Raw genomic sequence first — 16254 nt, 5'->3', positions numbered from 1 at the left:
CGGGTGCGCGTTCCGGCCCGGTGCGCCTCGGCTCGGCGCGTGCGTGCTCCGGCCCGGCGCGTCTCGGCTCGGCCTTCGCCGCCCCGCTGATCTGCTCCACGTCCAGCCGCCCTTCGTCCGCGACCCGGGGGTGTCCTCGACCCGGGAATCAGGCGTTCCGCTCATGGCGCCCTCGATCCACAGAGGCTAGGAGAGGCACCGGCGGGACCGTGGCACCGTCGACAACTTGCCCGTGTCGGACCGCTTCCGGCCGGAACGGACCGCAGCCACCGCCGGGGTCGACCGTTTCCTTCGCGCTCGCCACCACTTCGGCCGGGGTTCGCGCACCGTGGCGACCCATCCCAGCCAGCCCGACCACCCCTGCCGCCCCGGACGTCCCCCCACCCGGGGAAACGCAGGTGAGAAGCACTCCAGAACCCTGGTAATGTTCTCTCTGTCGCCGAGGGGGCGAGAAAAACCCCGAAGCACACACCCCGTCCGGGTGGCGGAATGGCAGACGCGCTAGCTTGAGGTGCTAGTGCCCTTTATCGGGCGTGGGGGTTCAAGTCCCCCCTCGGACACAACCGAATTCCCCGTGGGATCCGAAAGGAACCCGCGGGGAATTTCTTTTTCCCGGCGCGCCGCCGCCGTCCACGGGTCCTCGCGGGTTCTCCCGGATTCTCCCTGCGGACCGGGTGGCCGCCGCGGCGCTCGCGACCCCCCGCAACCGCTGTGACCCAGGCGACTTCTGCGGCTGCCGTGACCCGGAAAGCGGACACGAGATGGCAACGATCGGACAGTTTGAGCTTCCCTTGAGGTATTCGCCCCTTTTGGCCCCATAGGCTGTCTCCGTTTGTCCGGAAACCAGCATAAAAACCACGACACCACCCGATGAAACCCCGAGCGAGAGGACCGATACGTTGAGTGAGCCAGAGTCTCCGACGGCATCACATCAGAACTACCGGCGATCGCTCGGCACCATCAGCCTGACCGCCGTGGGGCTCGGATCCATCATCGGATCCGGGTGGTTGTTCGGCGCCGAGCGCGCCGCCCGGCTGGCCGGCCCCGCGTCGATCCTGGCCTGGGTGATCGGGGCCGCGGTGGCACTGACCATCGCGCTCACCTACAGCGAGCTCGGGTCGATGTTCCCCAAGGCCGGCGGCATGGTCCGGTACGGCCAGTACTCGCACGGCTCGCTGGCCGGCTACCTCGCCGCCTGGGCCAACTGGATCGCCATCGTCTCGGTCATCCCCGGCGAGGCCACCGCCTCCGTCCAGTACATGAGCTCCTGGCACTTCGGCTGGGCGCAGGGGCTGTACAACGGCAAGGAACTCACCCTGAGCGGGGTGGCACTGGCCAGCGTGCTGCTGGTCGGCTACTTCGTCCTCAACTGGTTCGCCATCACGATGTTCGCCAAGACCAACACGGCGATCACCGTCTTCAAGGTCATCGTCCCGACCCTGACCGCCGGCGCGCTGCTGTTCGCCCACTTCGACACCGCCCACTTCACCGACCACGGCGGCTTCGCGCCGAACGGCTGGAGCGCCGTGTTCACCGCCGTCGCGGTGTCCGGCATCGTCTGGGCCTTCAACGGCTTCCAGTCCCCGCTCAACCTGGCCGGCGAGGCCCGCAACCCCGGCAAGTCGCTGCCCAAGGCCGTCATCGGCTCGATCCTGATCGCCCTGGTGATCTACGTCGCGCTGCAGATCGCCTTCCTCGGTGCCATCCCGGCCGCCGACCTGTCGCACGGCTGGAGCAGCCTCGCCTACACCTCGCCGCTCGCCGACCTCGCGATGGTCTGGGGCCTCAACTGGCTCGCCCTGCTGCTGTACGCGGACGCCTTCGTCTCCCCCAGCGGCACCGGCATGATCTACGCCGCCACCACCTCTCGCATGATCCACGGCGTGCAGGAGAACGGCCACCTGCCGAAGATCTTCGGCAAGGTCGACGCCAGGACCGGTATCCCGCGCCCGGCCCTGGTGCTCAACCTGGTGGTCGCCTTCCTGTTCCTCGCGGTCTTCCGCGGCTGGGGCTCGCTGGCCGAGATCGTCTCGGTCGCCACCGTGATCTCGTACGTCACCGGCCCGGTCGCCGTGATGGCACTGCGCCGCCTCGCGCCGGACCTGCCCCGGCCGGTCCGGCTGCGGGCCATGCCGGTCATCGCCCCCGTGGCGATGGTGTTCGGCTCGCTGGTCCTGTACTGGGCCCGCTGGCCGCTCACCGGCAAGGTCATCCTGCTGATGGCCGCCGGTCTGCCGATCTGGGCCTGGTACGAGCTGCGCAAGCCGTGGGCCGAGCTGAAGCCGCACCTGAAGGCGGGCGCCTGGATGGTCGCGTACCTGTTCGTGATGGCCGGTGTCTCCTGGGCCGGCAGCACCGACTTCGGCGGCCAGGGCTACCTGCCCGAGGGCTGGGACCTGCTGGTCGTCGCGGCCATCGCGCTGGCCTTCTACCGCTGGGGCGTCGCCAGCGCCTGGGCCAACCCCTCCCTGGCCGCCGTCCGGCGCGAGCTGGCCGAGGAGGCCGCGGCCGGCGAGGGCGCCGACGGCCCTGCGGGCTCCGGTCGGGAGCCGCGGGAGGCCTCGCGGGCCTGAGGGAGCGTGCAACGCCGAAGGGCCGGTCGAGTCGTCGACCGGCCCTTCGGCGTTGACGGGGGCCGGATGGGACAGGACTGGGCGGGGTGCCGGGTCCCGGTCGGATCCGTCGGCGGGCGGCCGTCAGCCGCGGCGGGCGCGGCGGATGACGGCGGTGACGACCGGGGGGAGCAGGTCGCGGGCGGCGCGCTTGGCGACATTGGCCGGGCGGCGCAGTTCGGCGGCGCGGGCGCGGCGGGCGGCGAGGTCGCGGGCGGCCTCCTCCTGGGCCTCCTGGGCCGCCCGGCGGGACTGCGAGGCCTCGTTCCGGGCCGCTTCGGAGGTCAGCCGCCGGTGGTGGCGGGAGGGGCGGAACGCGTCGATGCCGTCCGAGCTTCCGGTCATCCGGAGCACCTGCTGCCCGTTCAGGGTCTCGGAGCTGAGGTAGCAGCCCTCGGCGAGGTCCACCCGGTCGAGCAGGTCGCGCTGGAACGGCTCCGGATCCCCCCAGGTGCCGTAGAACTTGCACTCGGTCAACATGATCGGCTTGAGCCCGTGGTTGAAGACCGCGCCCCAGGTCGCGGCGGCCACGCCCGGGGTGTGCTGCGAGCGGTAGTCGTCCAGGACGACGACACCCTGGTCCTGGAGCGCCACCCGGGCCACCTGGAGGTCGCCCACGACGTGCTCGTACAGGTGCGAGGCGTCGATGTGGATGAAGCGGAACGTGCCCGCCGCGATCCGCCCGCCGGCCAGGGCGGAGGTCGGGGCCTGGATTATCTCCGGCAGTTCCTCGTGGAAGGCGAGGTAGTTGACCTCGAAGGCCGAGCGGGTCAGCGACTTCCGGTAGGAGATGTCCATCTCGGCCGCGTTCTCGTCGTCCGGCGCGTCCGAGTCGAAGAGGTCACAGACGGTGAAGGACTCGCCGGGCTGGAGGTGCTCGCCGATCACGATCGCGCTGCGGCCCAGGTACGCACCCATCTCCAGCAGGTCGCCGGTGACCCCGGTCTTCTCCTGCCGTCCCATGAACCAGTCGAACGAGTGCCGGTCATGCTCCCAGAACCAGCCCGGAACGTCGTCCAGCACGGCTGGTTCGGCAGGCCGCTGCGACTCGTCCTTCAACGCGGCATCGGTCACGGGATGCTCCTTATGCGGTACGGATGACCTGCGGATTTGAGCCAGACCTCAGCCCGGTGGCAGCCCCCGCCCGACCGTGGGACACGCTGGTCCCGGACCATGTGCACCACTACGAACCACTGGCAACAGTAGTGCCTCACCGCTGAGTTCGCTGCAATCTACAGCGGTGCCCGCGGGCGTGAGGAGCTTTTCGCGCAATGATTTTCGCGGACCGTCGTTTCGCTGCCGGAGGGTGAACACGGAGCCTTCGGGACGGTTCGTCCGGTGTCCCGCGGCGGCGGACCACGGCGCGACCGGTCGCGCCGCACGCTGATCGTCAACTGGACGTCCGACGGCGGGCGGTGGAGCTGACGGCGGAGGCGGTGGGGGCGGCCGCCCGGTGCCGTGGCCGTGCGAGGCCCTTGAGCGGTCGGACGAGCGGCGCGCGGACCGAGCCCTCCGACGAGAACACCGCGCGGTTCGCCCCGGAGTGACCCGCCGGCCCACCGGGCCGGATTGGCTCTTGCGCGCGGCCGACCGGGCCGCCTTGACTGGCCCTTTGACTAGCGCTGTTGGTCAATCGGCCGACCGGATGAGAGGACACTCGGTGCAGCAGTACGCGGAGTACGGCGACCAGTACATCGACGGCGCCTGGCGGCCCTCCCTGGACGACGCCGGGTCGATCGAGGTGCTGAACCCGGCGACCGAGCAGGTGCTCGCCACCGTGCCGGCCGGCGGGCCGGCCGACATCGACGCCGCGGTCGCCGCGGCCCGCCGGGCGGCCCGCGGCTGGGCGACGACCGCCCGCGCGGACCGGCTCGCCCTGCTGACCCGGTTGCGGGACAAAATCGCCGCCGCCCAGGAGGAGATCACCGCCACCGTGGTCGCCGAACTCGGCGCCCCGGTCGGCTTCGCCGCCGCCGTGCACGCCGGAGCGCCGCTGACCGTGGCGACCTCCTACCTGACACTGCTCGCCGAGCACCCCTTCGAGGAACGGATCGGCAACTCGGTGGTGCTCGCCGAGCCCGCCGGGGTGGTCGCGGCCATCACGCCGTGGAACTACCCGCTGCACCAGATCGTCGCCAAGGCCGTCCCGGCCCTGGCGGCCGGCTGCCCGGTGGTCCTCAAGCCCGCCGAGGACACCCCGCTGGTGGCCCGGCTGTTCGCCCGGCTGGTGCACGAGGCGGGCTTCCCCGCGGGCACGTTCAACCTGGTGACCGGAACGGGCGTGGTGGCGGGTGCGGCGCTCGCCGCCCATCCGGGCGTGGACATGGTCTCGTTCACCGGATCCACCGCCGTCGGCCGACAGGTCGCCGAGACGGCGGGCCGGGGCCTGAAGCGGGTCGCCCTGGAACTCGGCGGCAAGTCCGCCAACGTGGTGCTGCCGGGCGCGGACCTGGCCCGGGCGGTCAACGTCAACATCGCCAACGTGTTCGCCAACTCGGGCCAGACGTGCAGCGCGTGGACCCGCCTGCTGGTGCACCGGGACCAGTACGAGGAGGCCGTCGCGACGGCGGCGAAGGCCGCCGCCAAGTACGCCCCGGGCGATCCGACCGACCCGCAGACCCGGATCGGCCCGCTGGTCAACGCCAAGCAGCTGGCCAGGGTGCGCGGTTACGTCGAGGGCGCGCTCGCCGCGGGCGCCCGGCTGGTCGTCGGCGGCGCGGAGCCCGTCCCGGGCCTGCCCGCCGGCTTCTACGTCCACCCGACCGTGCTCGCCGACGTCACGGGGGACATGGCGATCGCCCGGGAGGAGGTGTTCGGCCCCGTCCTGGTGGTCCTCCCCTACCGGGACGAGGACCACGCCGCCGAACTCGCCAACGACACCGAGTACGGCCTGGCCGGCGGCGTCTGGGCCGCGGACACCGACACCGCCGCCGCCTTCGCCCGCCGCCTCGACACCGGCCAGGTCGACCTCAACGGCGGCCGCTTCAACCCGCTCGCGCCGTTCGGCGGCTACAAGAGCTCCGGCCTCGGCCGCGAACTGGGCCGCCACGGCCTGGAGGAGTTCCTCCAGTACAAGTCGCTGCAGTACTGACCGCGGCGCCGAGCGGGGTACCGGCTTCGGGCCCGCCGCACGTGGGGCGGCGGGCCCGGGGGTTCGGGCATCGAGGTCGGTCGGGTGAGGCCGGTCGGGCGGGGCCGGTCAGGCGAGGTCGACGCCCGGGTAGAGGGGGAAGGGGGCGAGGAGGTCGGCGGCGCGCTTGGCGACGCCGTCGCGCACGGCGTCGTCGAGGCGGTACTGGGCCTTGGAGGGGGCGCCGCCCGCGGTGGTGGTCGGGGTGGTGGCGCGCAGCACGGTGTCGATCAGGGCGGCGATCTCGTCCATCTCGGCGGCGCCGAGGCCGCGGGTGGTGAGCGCCGGGGTGCCGAGGCGCACGCCCGAGGTGTACCAGGCGCCGTTCGGGTCCTGCGGGACGGAGTTGCGGTTGGTGACGACGCCCGAGTCCAGCAGCGCCGCCTCCGCCTGACGCCCCGTCAGGCCGTAGCCGGAGACGTCGGCGAGGACGAGGTGGTTGTCGGTGCCGCCGGTGACCAGCCGGCCGCCGCGGCGCAGCAGGCCCTCGGCGAGCGCCCGGGCGTTGTCCACGACGGCGCGGGCGTAGGTCCGGAACTCGGGCCGGCGGGCCTCGGCGAAGGCGACCGCCTTGGCGGCCATGACGTGCGAGAGCGGCCCGCCGAGCACCAACGGGCAGCCGCGGTCGACGTGTTCGGCCAGTTCGGTGTCGCACAGCACCATGCCGCCGCGCGGGCCGCGCAGCGACTTGTGGGTGGTCGTGGTGACGATCTGGGCGTGCTGGACGGGGTCGTGGTCGCCGGTCAGCACCTTGCCCGCGACCAGGCCGGCGAAGTGCGCCATGTCGACCATGAGGGTCGCGCCGACCTCGTCCGCGATCTCGCGCATCCGCCGGAAGTCGACCAGTCGCGGGTAGGCGGAGTAGCCGGCGACCAGGATCAGCGGGCGGAACTCCCGGGCGGTCTCGCGCAGCGCGTCGTAGTCGATCAGGCCGGTGGCCGGGTCGGTGCCGTAGCTGCGCTGGTCGAACATCTTGCCCGAGATGTTGGGTCGGAAGCCGTGGGTGAGGTGGCCCCCGGCGTCCAGGGACATGCCGAGCATCCGCTGGTTGCCGAGCGACTGGCGCAGTTGCGCCCAGTCCTGCTCGGTGAGGTCGTTGACGCCCCGGACCTTGGCCCGCTCCAGCGCCGGGCTCTCCACCCGCTGGGAGAGGACGGCCCAGAAGGCCGTGAGGTTGGCGTCGATGCCGGAGTGCGGCTGGACGTAGGCGTGGTCGGCGCCGAACAGGGCGCGGGCGTGCTCGGCGGCGACGGTCTCGACGGTGTCGACGTTGCGGCAGCCCGCGTAGAAGCGCCGGCCCGCGGTGCCCTCGGCGTACTTGTCGCTGAGCCAGTTGCCCATGGCGAGCAGCACGGCCGGGGAGGCGTAGTTCTCGCTGGCGATCAGCTTGAGCGAGGCGCGCTGGTCCTCCAGCTCCCGGCCGATGGCGGCGGCGATCCGCGGCTCCACGCCGGCGACCACGTCGAGGGCGCTGCGGAAGGCGGTGTCGGCGGCCGCGCCGGCGGCGGTGTGCGGGGCCTGAGCGGCCTCAACGGCAGGAGGGGTGTGCGGGGTGGCCAAGGCGGTCTCCTCGTGGTGCACGGACGAGTACGGACGGCCCAGGCGCTCGGCAACTGTCGTGCGGGTGCACGGAGCCGCTTCCCGATGGTCGGTTCCATCCGTGCGCGCCAGTCGCGGCTCCCCGGGATCGTACCAATGCCCGGGGGGATGTGGCGGAGATCTCAGGATTCGGGACGGCACGCCCGTTTCGCCCCTCGATGTCCGTTCTTCTGCAACGCCGGTATTGCGGCGCAATGACGCCGAATGAAGCCGCAATACGCGCCGAAACAATGCCGGGGAAAACCGCCGGAGGTGATTTGCGGACCTCCCCGCGCATCCGGTCTGATGGCGCTCGAACGGCCGACGGGAAACCCCCGGGGGCTGGTTCGGAAATGCACACCAGCGCACCCTCACCCACAGGGCGGCGGAGAATTCGGGGAGTACGCCTCTCATGGCCGTGGTCGAAACAGCAGCGGGCTCCGTCCCCGCACCCGCCGCGCCGAGGCTGCTCGGCCGGCTCCTGCGCGACCGGGTCGGCGCCGCCGCCCTCGCCGTCGTCCTGCTCTTCCTGCTGCTCGCCCTCGCCGCCCCGCTGATCGCCGCCCTGTACGGGAAGAACCCGGTCGAGCACTACGGCCAGAACTCCCCCGGCCTGCTCAGCGACGGCGGCCTGCCCGTCCTGCCGAACGGCGGCATCTCGGGCGACTTCTGGTTCGGCCTGGAGCCGGGGCTCGGCCGGGACGTCCTGACCCAGTTGCTCTACGGCATCCGCACCTCGCTGCTGATCGCCTTCGCCTCCGCCGCCGTGACCACCACGCTCGGCGTGCTGGCCGGGGTCGCGGTCGGCTACCTCGGCGGGATCGCCGACCGGCTGTTCGGCTTCCTGGCCAACGTGCTGCTGGCCTTTCCGACCCTGCTCCTGCTCCTCGCGCTGAGCCCCGTCATCCAGTCCCGGCTGGTCGATCCGGGCGCCGCGGAACCGGAGTGGATGCAGTTCCTGGTGCTGATCCTGGTCTTCTCCGCGTTCGGCTGGATTCCGCTCGCGCTTTCCCTGCGGGCCACCGTGCGGTCGCTCCGGGAAAGGGATTTCGTGCAGTCCGCCCGGGCCCAGGGCGCCGGTCGATTCCATGTCGTCGTCCACGAACTGCTGCCGAACGTCCGCTCGCAGCTGCTGGTGCACGCCACCATGGCGGTGCCGACCTTCGTCGCCTCCGAAGCGGTGCTGTCCTTCCTCGGCGTCGGCATCACGGAGCCGATCCCGGACTGGGGGCGGATGATCTCCCGCGGCTCCGAGGTCTTCCAGGCCGATCCGACCTACATGGTCTTCCCCGGTGTCGCCCTGCTGCTCTTCGTGCTCGCCTTCAACCTGCTCGGCGACGCCGTCCGGGACGCGTTGGACCCGCGCGCCGCCCGCTGAGCCCCGCCCTTCTCCGTCCATCACCCCAAGCCCGCCCCGACCCGCCCCGGCTCCCGGGGCAAGGAGAGATTCGCCATGCGCTGGACCAGACCGTCCCTCGCCGTCGTCGCCACCGCCCTGCTGGCGACCGCCTGCTCGGCCGGTGCGGGCACCGGCCCGGCGCCCGCCGGGGCGGCCGCCAAGGAGACGTCCCCGCTGACCGCCGCGCTCGGCGGCGAGAAGGAGAGCGCCGGACCGGCCCCCGCCGTTGCCGGCGCCCGCGTGGGCGGCACCGTGAACGTGTACAACAGCGTCGAGTTCCGCCACCTCGACCCGCAGAAGGTCTACGCGGGCGCGACGTACAACGCCTCGCTGCTCTGGGGCCGCCAGCTGACGCAGTACCAGGTCGTCGACGGCAAGGCCAAGCTGGTCGGCGACCTGGCGACCGACACCGGCACCTCCGGCGACGGCGGGCGCACCTGGACGTACAAGCTCAAGGACGGCGTGGCCTGGGAGGACGGCAAGCCGATCACCGCCCAGGACGTCAAGTACGGCATCGAGCGCAGCTTCGGCAAGGGCTACGAGGTCGGCCCGCCGTACTGGCCGCAGTGGCTCACCGGTGAGGCCAGCTACGAGGCGGCGCGCGCCAAGTACGCCGGCCCGCAGGACGGCGACCTGGCCGCGATCGAGACGCCCGACGAGCACACCATCGTCTTCCACTTCCCGCAGCCGCAGGCCGACGTCCCGTACATGGCCGCGCAGTCCTCGTCCTCGCCGGTGCGCCGGGACAAGGACACCGGGACGGACTACGACCGGCAGCCGTTCGCCACCGGCCCCTACCGGATCGTCGAGCACGTCCAGAACACCCGCATGGTGCTGGAGCGCAACCCCGCCTGGAAGGCCGAGACCGACCCGATCCGCAGCCAGTACCCGGACAAGTTCGTCTTCACGTTCGGCAAGGAGGCGCTCAACATCAACCAGGAGATCCTGTCCGGGCGCGACGGCGGCGCCAGCGCCACCACCGCCTCCGACGTGCTCTCCCCCGAGCTGTACCAGACCGCCGACACCGACCCGAAGGCCAAGGACCTGGTCGTCTCCGGGCGCCAGGGCGCCTTCGTCACCCAGCTGGTGATCAACAACGAGCGGGTGCCGGACGTCGAGGTCCGCAAGGCCCTGCACCTCGGCTACCCCCGCCAGCAGGCCCGCCAGGTCCAGGGCGGCTCCCGGATCGGCGAACTCGCCACCACGCTCAGCTCGCCGGCGCTGATCGACTGGGAGAAGTACGACCTCCACCCGGTCAAGCCCGAAGGCGACCCGGAGGCCGCCAAGGCCGCGCTCGCCAAGGCCAAGCAGGCGCCGACGAGCCTGACCTACGGGTACAAGAACACCCCGGACGGGCAGCGCACCGCGCAGGTGCTGGTGGACGGCTTCGCCAAGTCGGGCATCACCATCGTGCCCAAGCCGATCGACCCCAAGGCGTTCCTGGACGAGGTGCACCGCGCCGACTCCCCGTACGACCTGTTCGAGGAGACCTCCTCCGTCGACTGGCCGACCCCGTCCACGCTGATCCCGTTCTCCTTCGACGGCCGCGCCGGCAGCGACCTCAACTCCGCGCGCTACCGCAACCCGGCGGTGGACAAGGAGATCGACCGGATCAACCAGATCGGCGAGCCGCGCGCCAAGGCCAAGGAGCTGTACGCGCTGGAGAAGACCGTGATGCAGGACGTCCCGGTGCTGCCGTTCGTCTACGCGAACGTCAACCAGGTGCGCGGCTCCAACGTCGGCGGGGCGTTCATCCACCCCATCTACGGCACGGTCAGCCTGGCGTGGCTGTACCTGAAGTCCTGACCGCCGCACCCGCCCCCGCGCCGGTCGGTGCGGGGGCGGGCCCCTGAACTCCCGCACTCCCCGCGCACTGCACGTAGTCCTGCCCCGCGCACGCCTCCCCGTCCCGTCGACCCCGGACCGGCCATGCTCTCCTTCGCCCTGCGGCGGACCCTCCAGGCCCTCGCCGTCCTGGTCGCGGTCTCCGCCGCCGCCTTCGCCCTCTTCTACGCCGCGCCCGCCGACCCGGCCCGCGCCGCCTGCGGCCCGCGCTGCGACAGCGGCCAAGTCGCGGCGGTGCGCCAGAGCATGGGCCTGGACCAGCCGCTGCTCACCCAGTACACCGACTACCTCACCGGGGTCGTCGCCGGGCGCGACATCGGCGACGTGGACGGCTCGGTCATCCACTGCGACGCGCCCTGCCTCGGCTACTCCTACCGGCTGCACCAGCCCGTCACCGAGGCCCTGGCCGACCACCTGCCGGTCACGTTCTCGCTCACCGCCGGCGCCCTCGCCGTCCTGCTGGTGCTCGGCCTCGGCACCGGGTTCGTCTCCGCGCTACGGCACGGCGGCCGCACCGACCGGCTGCTCTCCGGCTTCACCCTCGTCGGCGCCAGCGTGCAGATCTACTTCCTCGGATACGTCGCCCAGTGGGCACTGGTCTACTCCACCGGTCTGCTGCCACTGCCCTCCTACACCCCGCCGACCGAGGACCTCGCGGCCTGGGCGGGCGGGCTGCTGCTCCCCTGGCTCGTCCTCGGATTCGTCAACTCCGCCGTGTTCGCCCGGCTTTCACGCTCCCAGCTGCTGGAGACGATGAACGAGGAGTACGTCCGCACCGCGCGCGGCAAGGGCCTCGGCCGGCTGCGCGCCCACCTCAAGTACACCTCGCGCGGCGCCGCCGGGCCGCTGGTGCAACTGCTCGGGCTGGAGGCCGGAGTGCTGCTCGGCGGGGCGGTCATCACCGAGACGGTGTTCGGGCTGAACGGGGTCGGGCGGTTCGCCGCCCAGGCGGTGTCCGGGCAGGACCTGCCCGCAGTGGTCGGCGCGGTACTGCTGGCCGCCTGCTTCGTGGTGCTGTTCGTCGCGCTGGCCGACCTGGTGGTGGCCTGGCTCGACCCGCGAATCCGCCTGAGCTGACTGGAGCCGTTCGATGACGTCCACTGTTGAGTCCGTGTCCGGGGGCGCGCCCGGAGCCGTGTCGGAGGCCGCTCCTGGGCCCGGTGCCGCGCCTGCCGCGGAGCCCGTGCTGAGCGTTCGCGATCTGACCGTCACCTTCGCCGACCCGCGCGGCGGCGCTCCCGTGACCGCCGTCCGGGGGCTCTCCTTCGACCTGGCCGCCGGTGAAGTCCTCGGCCTGGTCGGCGAGTCGGGCTCCGGCAAGTCGGCCACCGGACTCGCCGTCCTCGGCCTGCACGACCCTCGCACCACCACCGTCACCGGCTCGATCCGGCTGGGCGGGCAGGAGCTGGTGGGCGCGACGGAGTCCGCGCTGCGTCCGGTCCGGGGCGGCCGGGCCGCGCTGGTCTTCCAGGACGCGCTCACCTCGCTCAGCCCCTTCCACGGCGTCGGCGCCCAACTCGCCGAGATGTACCGGCTGCACCACCCCGGCGCCGGTCGCGCCGAGGCCCGCCGACGCGCCGCCGCGATGCTCGACCGGGTCGGCATCCCGGCCGCCCGGGTGCGCGACTTCCCGCACCAGTTCTCCGGCGGGATGCGCCAGCGGGTGATGATCGCCATGGCGCTGATGAACGACCCGCAGGTGCTGATCGCCGACGAGCCCACCACCGCCCTGGACTCCCGGGTGCAGCGGCAAGTCCTCGACCTGCTCGGCGAGTTGCAGCGCGAGCACGGCACGGCGGTACTGCTGGTCAGCCACGACCTCGGCGTGGTCGCCGGGACGACGGACCGCACGCTCGTGCTGCGCGGCGGCGTCCAGGTCGAGTCCGCGCCGACCGCCGAACTGCTGGCCGCGCCGCGCGAGCCGTACACCCGCGCACTGGTCGGGGCGGCGCTCACCCTGGACTCCGTACCCGGCTCACCGCTGCCGACAGTTGACGACCCGTCACCCGTCGCCGCATTCGCGCCCCGGGCTGTCGGGCGCCCCGAGCGCTGGCTCGTCGAGGTGGCGGACCTCGCCGTCCACTTCCCCGGACGGCGCCGCCTCCCCAGCCTGCGCGCCGAGCCCGTCCGGGCAGTGGAGGGCGTAGGACTGCGGATCGCACCCGGCGAGACGCTCGGACTGGTCGGCGAGTCCGGCTCCGGCAAGTCCACCACCGCCCGCGTCCTGGCCGGCCTCCAACAGCCCACCTCGGGAACGGTGTTGTACGACGGCCAGGACGTCACCCGCCCGGGCCGGGAGCTGCGGCGCCGGCTCAGCCGGGAGATCCAGCTGGTCTTCCAGGACCCGTACGCCTCCCTCAACCCGCGCCGCACCGTCGCCCAGACCCTCGACACCCCGCTGCGCCTGCACACCTCACTCGACGCGGCGCAGCGGCGGGAGCGCTCGGCCGAACTGCTGGACCAGGTCGGGCTGCCCGCCGCCCACCTGGACCGCTACCCGCACGAGTTCTCCGGCGGACAGCGCCAGCGGATCGGCATCGCGCGGGCCCTCGCCCCGCAGCCGCGCCTGATCATCGCGGACGAACCGGTGTCTGCCCTCGACGTCTCGGTCCAGGCGCAGGTGCTCAATCTGCTGATGGAGCTACGCGAACGCCTCGGCGTCGCCTTCCTGTTCGTCTCGCACGACCTCGCCGTGGTACGGCACTTCTGCGACCGGGTGGCCGTGATGCACCGGGGCCGGCTGGTCGAGTCCACCGACCGCGACCGCCTGTTCAGCGCGCCGCACACCGAGTACACCCGGGAACTGCTGGCCGCGGTGCACTAGCGCTGGGGCCGGTCCTCGCGGGGGGGGGGCGGCCGTGAGGGGACTGGCCGTGGCCTCGCGGGGGTCGGTGGGGAGGAGCGCCTAGAGGTGCAGGTCGCGGCGCTCGTCGTCGTACCCGGCGGAGGCGGCCGGGACGGTCGTGACCAGCGGGATGTACGGGTCGGTGCCCGCCTCCCGGACCACGGCGAGGTCGGTGAGGCGCCAGGGGCGAAGGATGAAGGGGCCCTCGTAAAGCGTTGGCACGATCAGGGGCGGTCGGTCCATGCTCGAAGCCTGTCATGTGCGATCAAGGAGCCCCAGCGAATATGTCCGCCAGCGATCAATCCGACTCCGCAGGAGACCGCGCAGCCGTCGACCGCGAGCTCGTCGAGGCCGCCCGGGCGGTGGCCCGGCGCTACTGCCGGGGCGACAACCACACCGTCGCGGCCGCCGGACGCAACGCCGACGGGCGGATCGTCACGGCCGTGAACGCCTACCACTTCACCGGCGGCCCGTGCGCGGAGCTCGTCCTCATCGGCGCGGCCGCCGGCCAGGGCGCGTACGACCTCACCACGGTCGTCGCGGTCGGCGACCAGGACCGGGGCGTCGTGCCGCCGTGCGGCCGCTGCCGGCAGGTGCTGCTCGACTACTTCCCGACGGTCGAGGTCATCGTCAAGCGGGGAACGGAGCTGCTCGCCCTGCCCATCCTCGACCTGCTCCCCGAGGCGTACGTCTGGGCCGAGCACCAGGACGGCTAGCGGCCCTGCCTTCGAGCCGCCCGAGCGGCCGTTCGCCCGTCGTTCGGCTGCGCGAGCGCGACTCCAGGCACTAGCGTGCTGGCGACGTGTCGTAGTGATCGCCAACCGAGGGGGCACATTGTCGGACGACCTGCTCACAGCAAAGATCAACCACGGGTTCGACCACCTCGACGCCGACGGCGACGGGCTCCTCACCGAACGGGACCACGTCCTCATGGGCATCGCCGTCGCCCGCTCGCTCGGCCACCAGGAGGGCTCGGAGGCCGAGGCCGTCATCGTCCGCGCGTACCTGACGGTCTGGCACGACCTGCACCTCGCCCACCTGCCCGCCGGCACCGAGGCGATCACCCGCGAACAGTTCGTCCGCTCGACCGGCGCCCTCTCCGACGACCCCGAGGCCGCGCGGACCAGCTTCGGCGCACTCGCCGACGCCTTCCTCGCCGTCGCCGACACCGACCGCAGCGGAACGGTCGACGCCGGCGAGTTCTTCGTCTTCCAGCGCGGCCACTTCGCCGTCCTCTCCCGCGACGACGCCGACGAGGCCTTCCGCCACCTCGACCGCGACGGCGACGGCACCCTCTCCGCAGCCGAGTTCACCAGCGCGATCATCGAGTTCTGGACCAGCCGCGACCCCGACGCCCCCGGCAACTGGTGGACGGGCAAGCCCCCGCACACCTTCTGACACCCCCTCCGGCAGAGCTGCCCTCCCGCCCGCCGGAACGCGAGGTCAGCGGGGTCAGGTGGCGGGGACGATGCGCTCGACGATGGTCTCGATCAGGGCGGGCAGGGTGTCGGTGCCCAACACCTCGGGCAGGGTGAGGTGTTCGACGATCAGGCCGGTCATCGCGAGGTAGAGGACGAGGACGGTCTCGCGGTCGCCGGGCAGTCCTCCGTCGAGGTGGTAGGCGACGTTGGCCTCCAGCTGCTCGCGGATGGTGCCGGTGAGCTGGGCCCGCAGGCCGGGGCGGCGGGTGGCCTCCAGGCGCAGTTCGAGCATCGCGAGGTAGCCGGCCCGGTCGGCGGAGATGCGGCGGATCAGGTCGTGCATCAGGGCGGCGACCAGGGCGCGGTCACGCGGGGCCCGCAGCAGGTCGGCGATGACGGCCGGGTCCGGGGTGAGCCGGTGGTGGATGTGCCGGGCGGTCTGGTGGAGCAGGTGGTCGCGGTTGGCGAAGTAGTTGGAGGCCGTGCCGTTGGGGACGCCGGCCTGCACGTCGACCGCGCGGAAGGTGAGGCCGCGGGCGCCGTCGCGGGCGAGGACCTCGATGGCGGCGTCGGCGAGGGCGGTGCGGCGGGCGGGGTTCTGGACCATGGGCCGATTCTCTCTCGCGGGGTTTTCGGGGGCCGGGGCGCCCGGCCTGAAAACATCCTGGCAACCACTATGACTGGAGTACTATAGTCGGAGTGGTTAGGCGACAGGCCGCACGGTCCGCGCCGCTTCCCGACTCCAGAGGACCTGCATGCGCAAGCTCAGCTACTTCATCGGCACCACCATCGACGGCTTCATCGCCGGCCCGGACGACAGCTTCGACTTCTTCGCGCCGTTCCTCACCGAGGACTACACCTCGGTGCTCTTCGCCGAGTACCCGGAGACCATCCCCACCCCCGGCCGCGCGGCGTTCGGCATCGCGGAGGCGCCCAACAAGCGCTTCGACACCGTCGTCATGGGCCGTGGCACCTACGCACCGGGGCTGGCCGTGGGCCTCACCAGCCCCTACGCCCACCTGCGGCAGATCGTGGTCTCCCGCACCCTCGGTGCCGGCCCGGACCCGGCGGTGGAGGTCACCGCGGAGGACCCGGTGGCCCTGGTCCGCAGGCTGAAGCAGCAGGACGGGCTCGACATCTGGCTCTGCGGCGGCGCCGACCTGGCCGGCCAGCTGCTGCCCGAGATCGACGAGTTGATCATCAAGCAGTACCCGGTGGTGGTTGGGTCGGGCGTCCCGCTGTTCCGCGCGGAGTTCGAGCCCCGCGCCTTCACACTCACCGACAGCCGCGTCTTCGAGCGCGGCAACGTCGTCCTCACCTACGCGCGGACCACCCCGGACGCCGCCTGACGCCCACCACCGGGCGGACGCGCGGGGCACGGGACACGCGGGGCGCGGGACACGCGGGGCGAGGGGCGCTATCGC

At 72.4% G+C, this 16254-nt stretch carries 13 protein-coding genes, 1 tRNA gene and 1 riboswitch; of the genes, 10 read left to right on the top strand and 4 right to left on the bottom strand.

The genetic code is table 11. From position 1 onward, the window contains the following. Positions 1-475: 475 nt before the first annotated feature. Both AB0O19_RS01750 and AB0O19_RS01745 read left to right on the top strand, forming a co-directional pair. Positions 476-560: transfer RNA gene (locus tag AB0O19_RS01750), tRNA-Leu, on the top strand. Positions 561-899: 339 nt separating this feature from the next. Further along, positions 900-2573, top strand: a complete 1674-nt coding sequence (locus tag AB0O19_RS01745; RefSeq protein ID WP_363616913.1) for an APC family permease — start codon at positions 900-902, stop codon at positions 2571-2573. A gap of 123 nt (positions 2574-2696) precedes the next feature. On the opposite strand, the gene AB0O19_RS01740 is transcribed toward AB0O19_RS01745, so the two are convergent. Beyond that, complete coding sequence (locus AB0O19_RS01740) at positions 2697-3686, bottom strand: class I SAM-dependent methyltransferase (RefSeq protein ID WP_363616912.1); 990 nt, start codon at positions 3684-3686, stop codon at positions 2697-2699. 586 nt (positions 3687-4272) lie between these two features. Here AB0O19_RS01740 and AB0O19_RS01735 point away from each other — a divergent pair. Next, the gene (locus AB0O19_RS01735) at positions 4273-5703 is read left to right on the top strand and encodes an aldehyde dehydrogenase family protein (RefSeq protein ID WP_363616910.1); all 1431 of its coding nucleotides are present in this window, start codon (positions 4273-4275) and stop codon (positions 5701-5703) included. Between the two features lie 108 nt (positions 5704-5811). On the opposite strand, the gene AB0O19_RS01730 is transcribed toward AB0O19_RS01735, so the two are convergent. Beyond that, complete coding sequence (locus AB0O19_RS01730; RefSeq protein ID WP_363616908.1) at positions 5812-7302, bottom strand: glycine hydroxymethyltransferase; 1491 nt, start codon at positions 7300-7302, stop codon at positions 5812-5814. A 29-nt stretch (positions 7303-7331) separates the two neighbouring features. Beyond that, positions 7332-7427, bottom strand: a riboswitch (ZMP/ZTP riboswitch). A gap of 305 nt (positions 7428-7732) precedes the next feature. On the opposite strand from AB0O19_RS01730, the gene AB0O19_RS01725 reads away from it, so the two are divergent. The 4 genes from AB0O19_RS01725 to AB0O19_RS01710 all read left to right on the top strand — a co-directional run bounded on the left by AB0O19_RS01725 (position 7733) and on the right by AB0O19_RS01710 (position 13388). After that, positions 7733-8698 carry an ABC transporter permease gene (locus tag AB0O19_RS01725; RefSeq protein ID WP_363616907.1) on the top strand — a complete coding sequence of 322 codons (966 nt, stop codon included), beginning with the start codon at positions 7733-7735 and terminating at the stop codon, positions 8696-8698. Between the two features lie 75 nt (positions 8699-8773). Next, complete coding sequence (locus tag AB0O19_RS01720; protein ID WP_363585857.1) at positions 8774-10525, top strand: ABC transporter substrate-binding protein; 1752 nt, start codon at positions 8774-8776, stop codon at positions 10523-10525. Positions 10526-10648: 123 nt separating this feature from the next. Then, positions 10649-11641, top strand: coding sequence for an ABC transporter permease (locus AB0O19_RS01715; RefSeq protein WP_363616905.1), 993 nt, complete (start codon positions 10649-10651; stop codon positions 11639-11641). Between the two features lie 106 nt (positions 11642-11747). Beyond that, complete coding sequence (locus AB0O19_RS01710; protein ID WP_363616903.1) at positions 11748-13388, top strand: ABC transporter ATP-binding protein; 1641 nt, start codon at positions 11748-11750, stop codon at positions 13386-13388. 81 nt (positions 13389-13469) lie between these two features. Here the strand turns inward: AB0O19_RS01710 and AB0O19_RS01705 are convergent, their stop codons facing one another. Next, positions 13470-13652, bottom strand: a complete 183-nt coding sequence (locus AB0O19_RS01705) for a hypothetical protein (protein ID WP_363616901.1) — start codon at positions 13650-13652, stop codon at positions 13470-13472. A 41-nt stretch (positions 13653-13693) separates the two neighbouring features. On the opposite strand from AB0O19_RS01705, the gene AB0O19_RS01700 reads away from it, so the two are divergent. Both AB0O19_RS01700 and AB0O19_RS01695 read left to right on the top strand, forming a co-directional pair. Next, on the top strand, positions 13694-14125 hold the full coding sequence (locus tag AB0O19_RS01700) for a cytidine deaminase (RefSeq protein ID WP_363616899.1): 432 nt from the start codon (positions 13694-13696) through the stop codon (positions 14123-14125). 118 nt (positions 14126-14243) lie between these two features. After that, positions 14244-14807, top strand: a complete 564-nt coding sequence (locus tag AB0O19_RS01695; protein WP_363616897.1) for an EF-hand domain-containing protein — start codon at positions 14244-14246, stop codon at positions 14805-14807. A 54-nt stretch (positions 14808-14861) separates the two neighbouring features. On the opposite strand, the gene AB0O19_RS01690 is transcribed toward AB0O19_RS01695, so the two are convergent. Further along, positions 14862-15437 carry a TetR family transcriptional regulator gene (locus AB0O19_RS01690; RefSeq protein WP_363616895.1) on the bottom strand — a complete coding sequence of 192 codons (576 nt, stop codon included), beginning with the start codon at positions 15435-15437 and terminating at the stop codon, positions 14862-14864. 148 nt (positions 15438-15585) lie between these two features. On the opposite strand from AB0O19_RS01690, the gene AB0O19_RS01685 reads away from it, so the two are divergent. Beyond that, positions 15586-16179 carry a dihydrofolate reductase family protein gene (locus tag AB0O19_RS01685; protein WP_363616893.1) on the top strand — a complete coding sequence of 198 codons (594 nt, stop codon included), beginning with the start codon at positions 15586-15588 and terminating at the stop codon, positions 16177-16179. Positions 16180-16254 lie beyond the last annotated feature (75 nt).

Source organism: Kitasatospora sp. NPDC091276, assembly GCF_040684355.1.
In the GTDB taxonomy this organism is placed as follows: domain Bacteria; phylum Actinomycetota; class Actinomycetes; order Streptomycetales; family Streptomycetaceae; genus Kitasatospora.
Note: the sequence above shows the minus strand (reverse complement) of the source record. Positions and strands in the feature narration are given on the sequence as shown.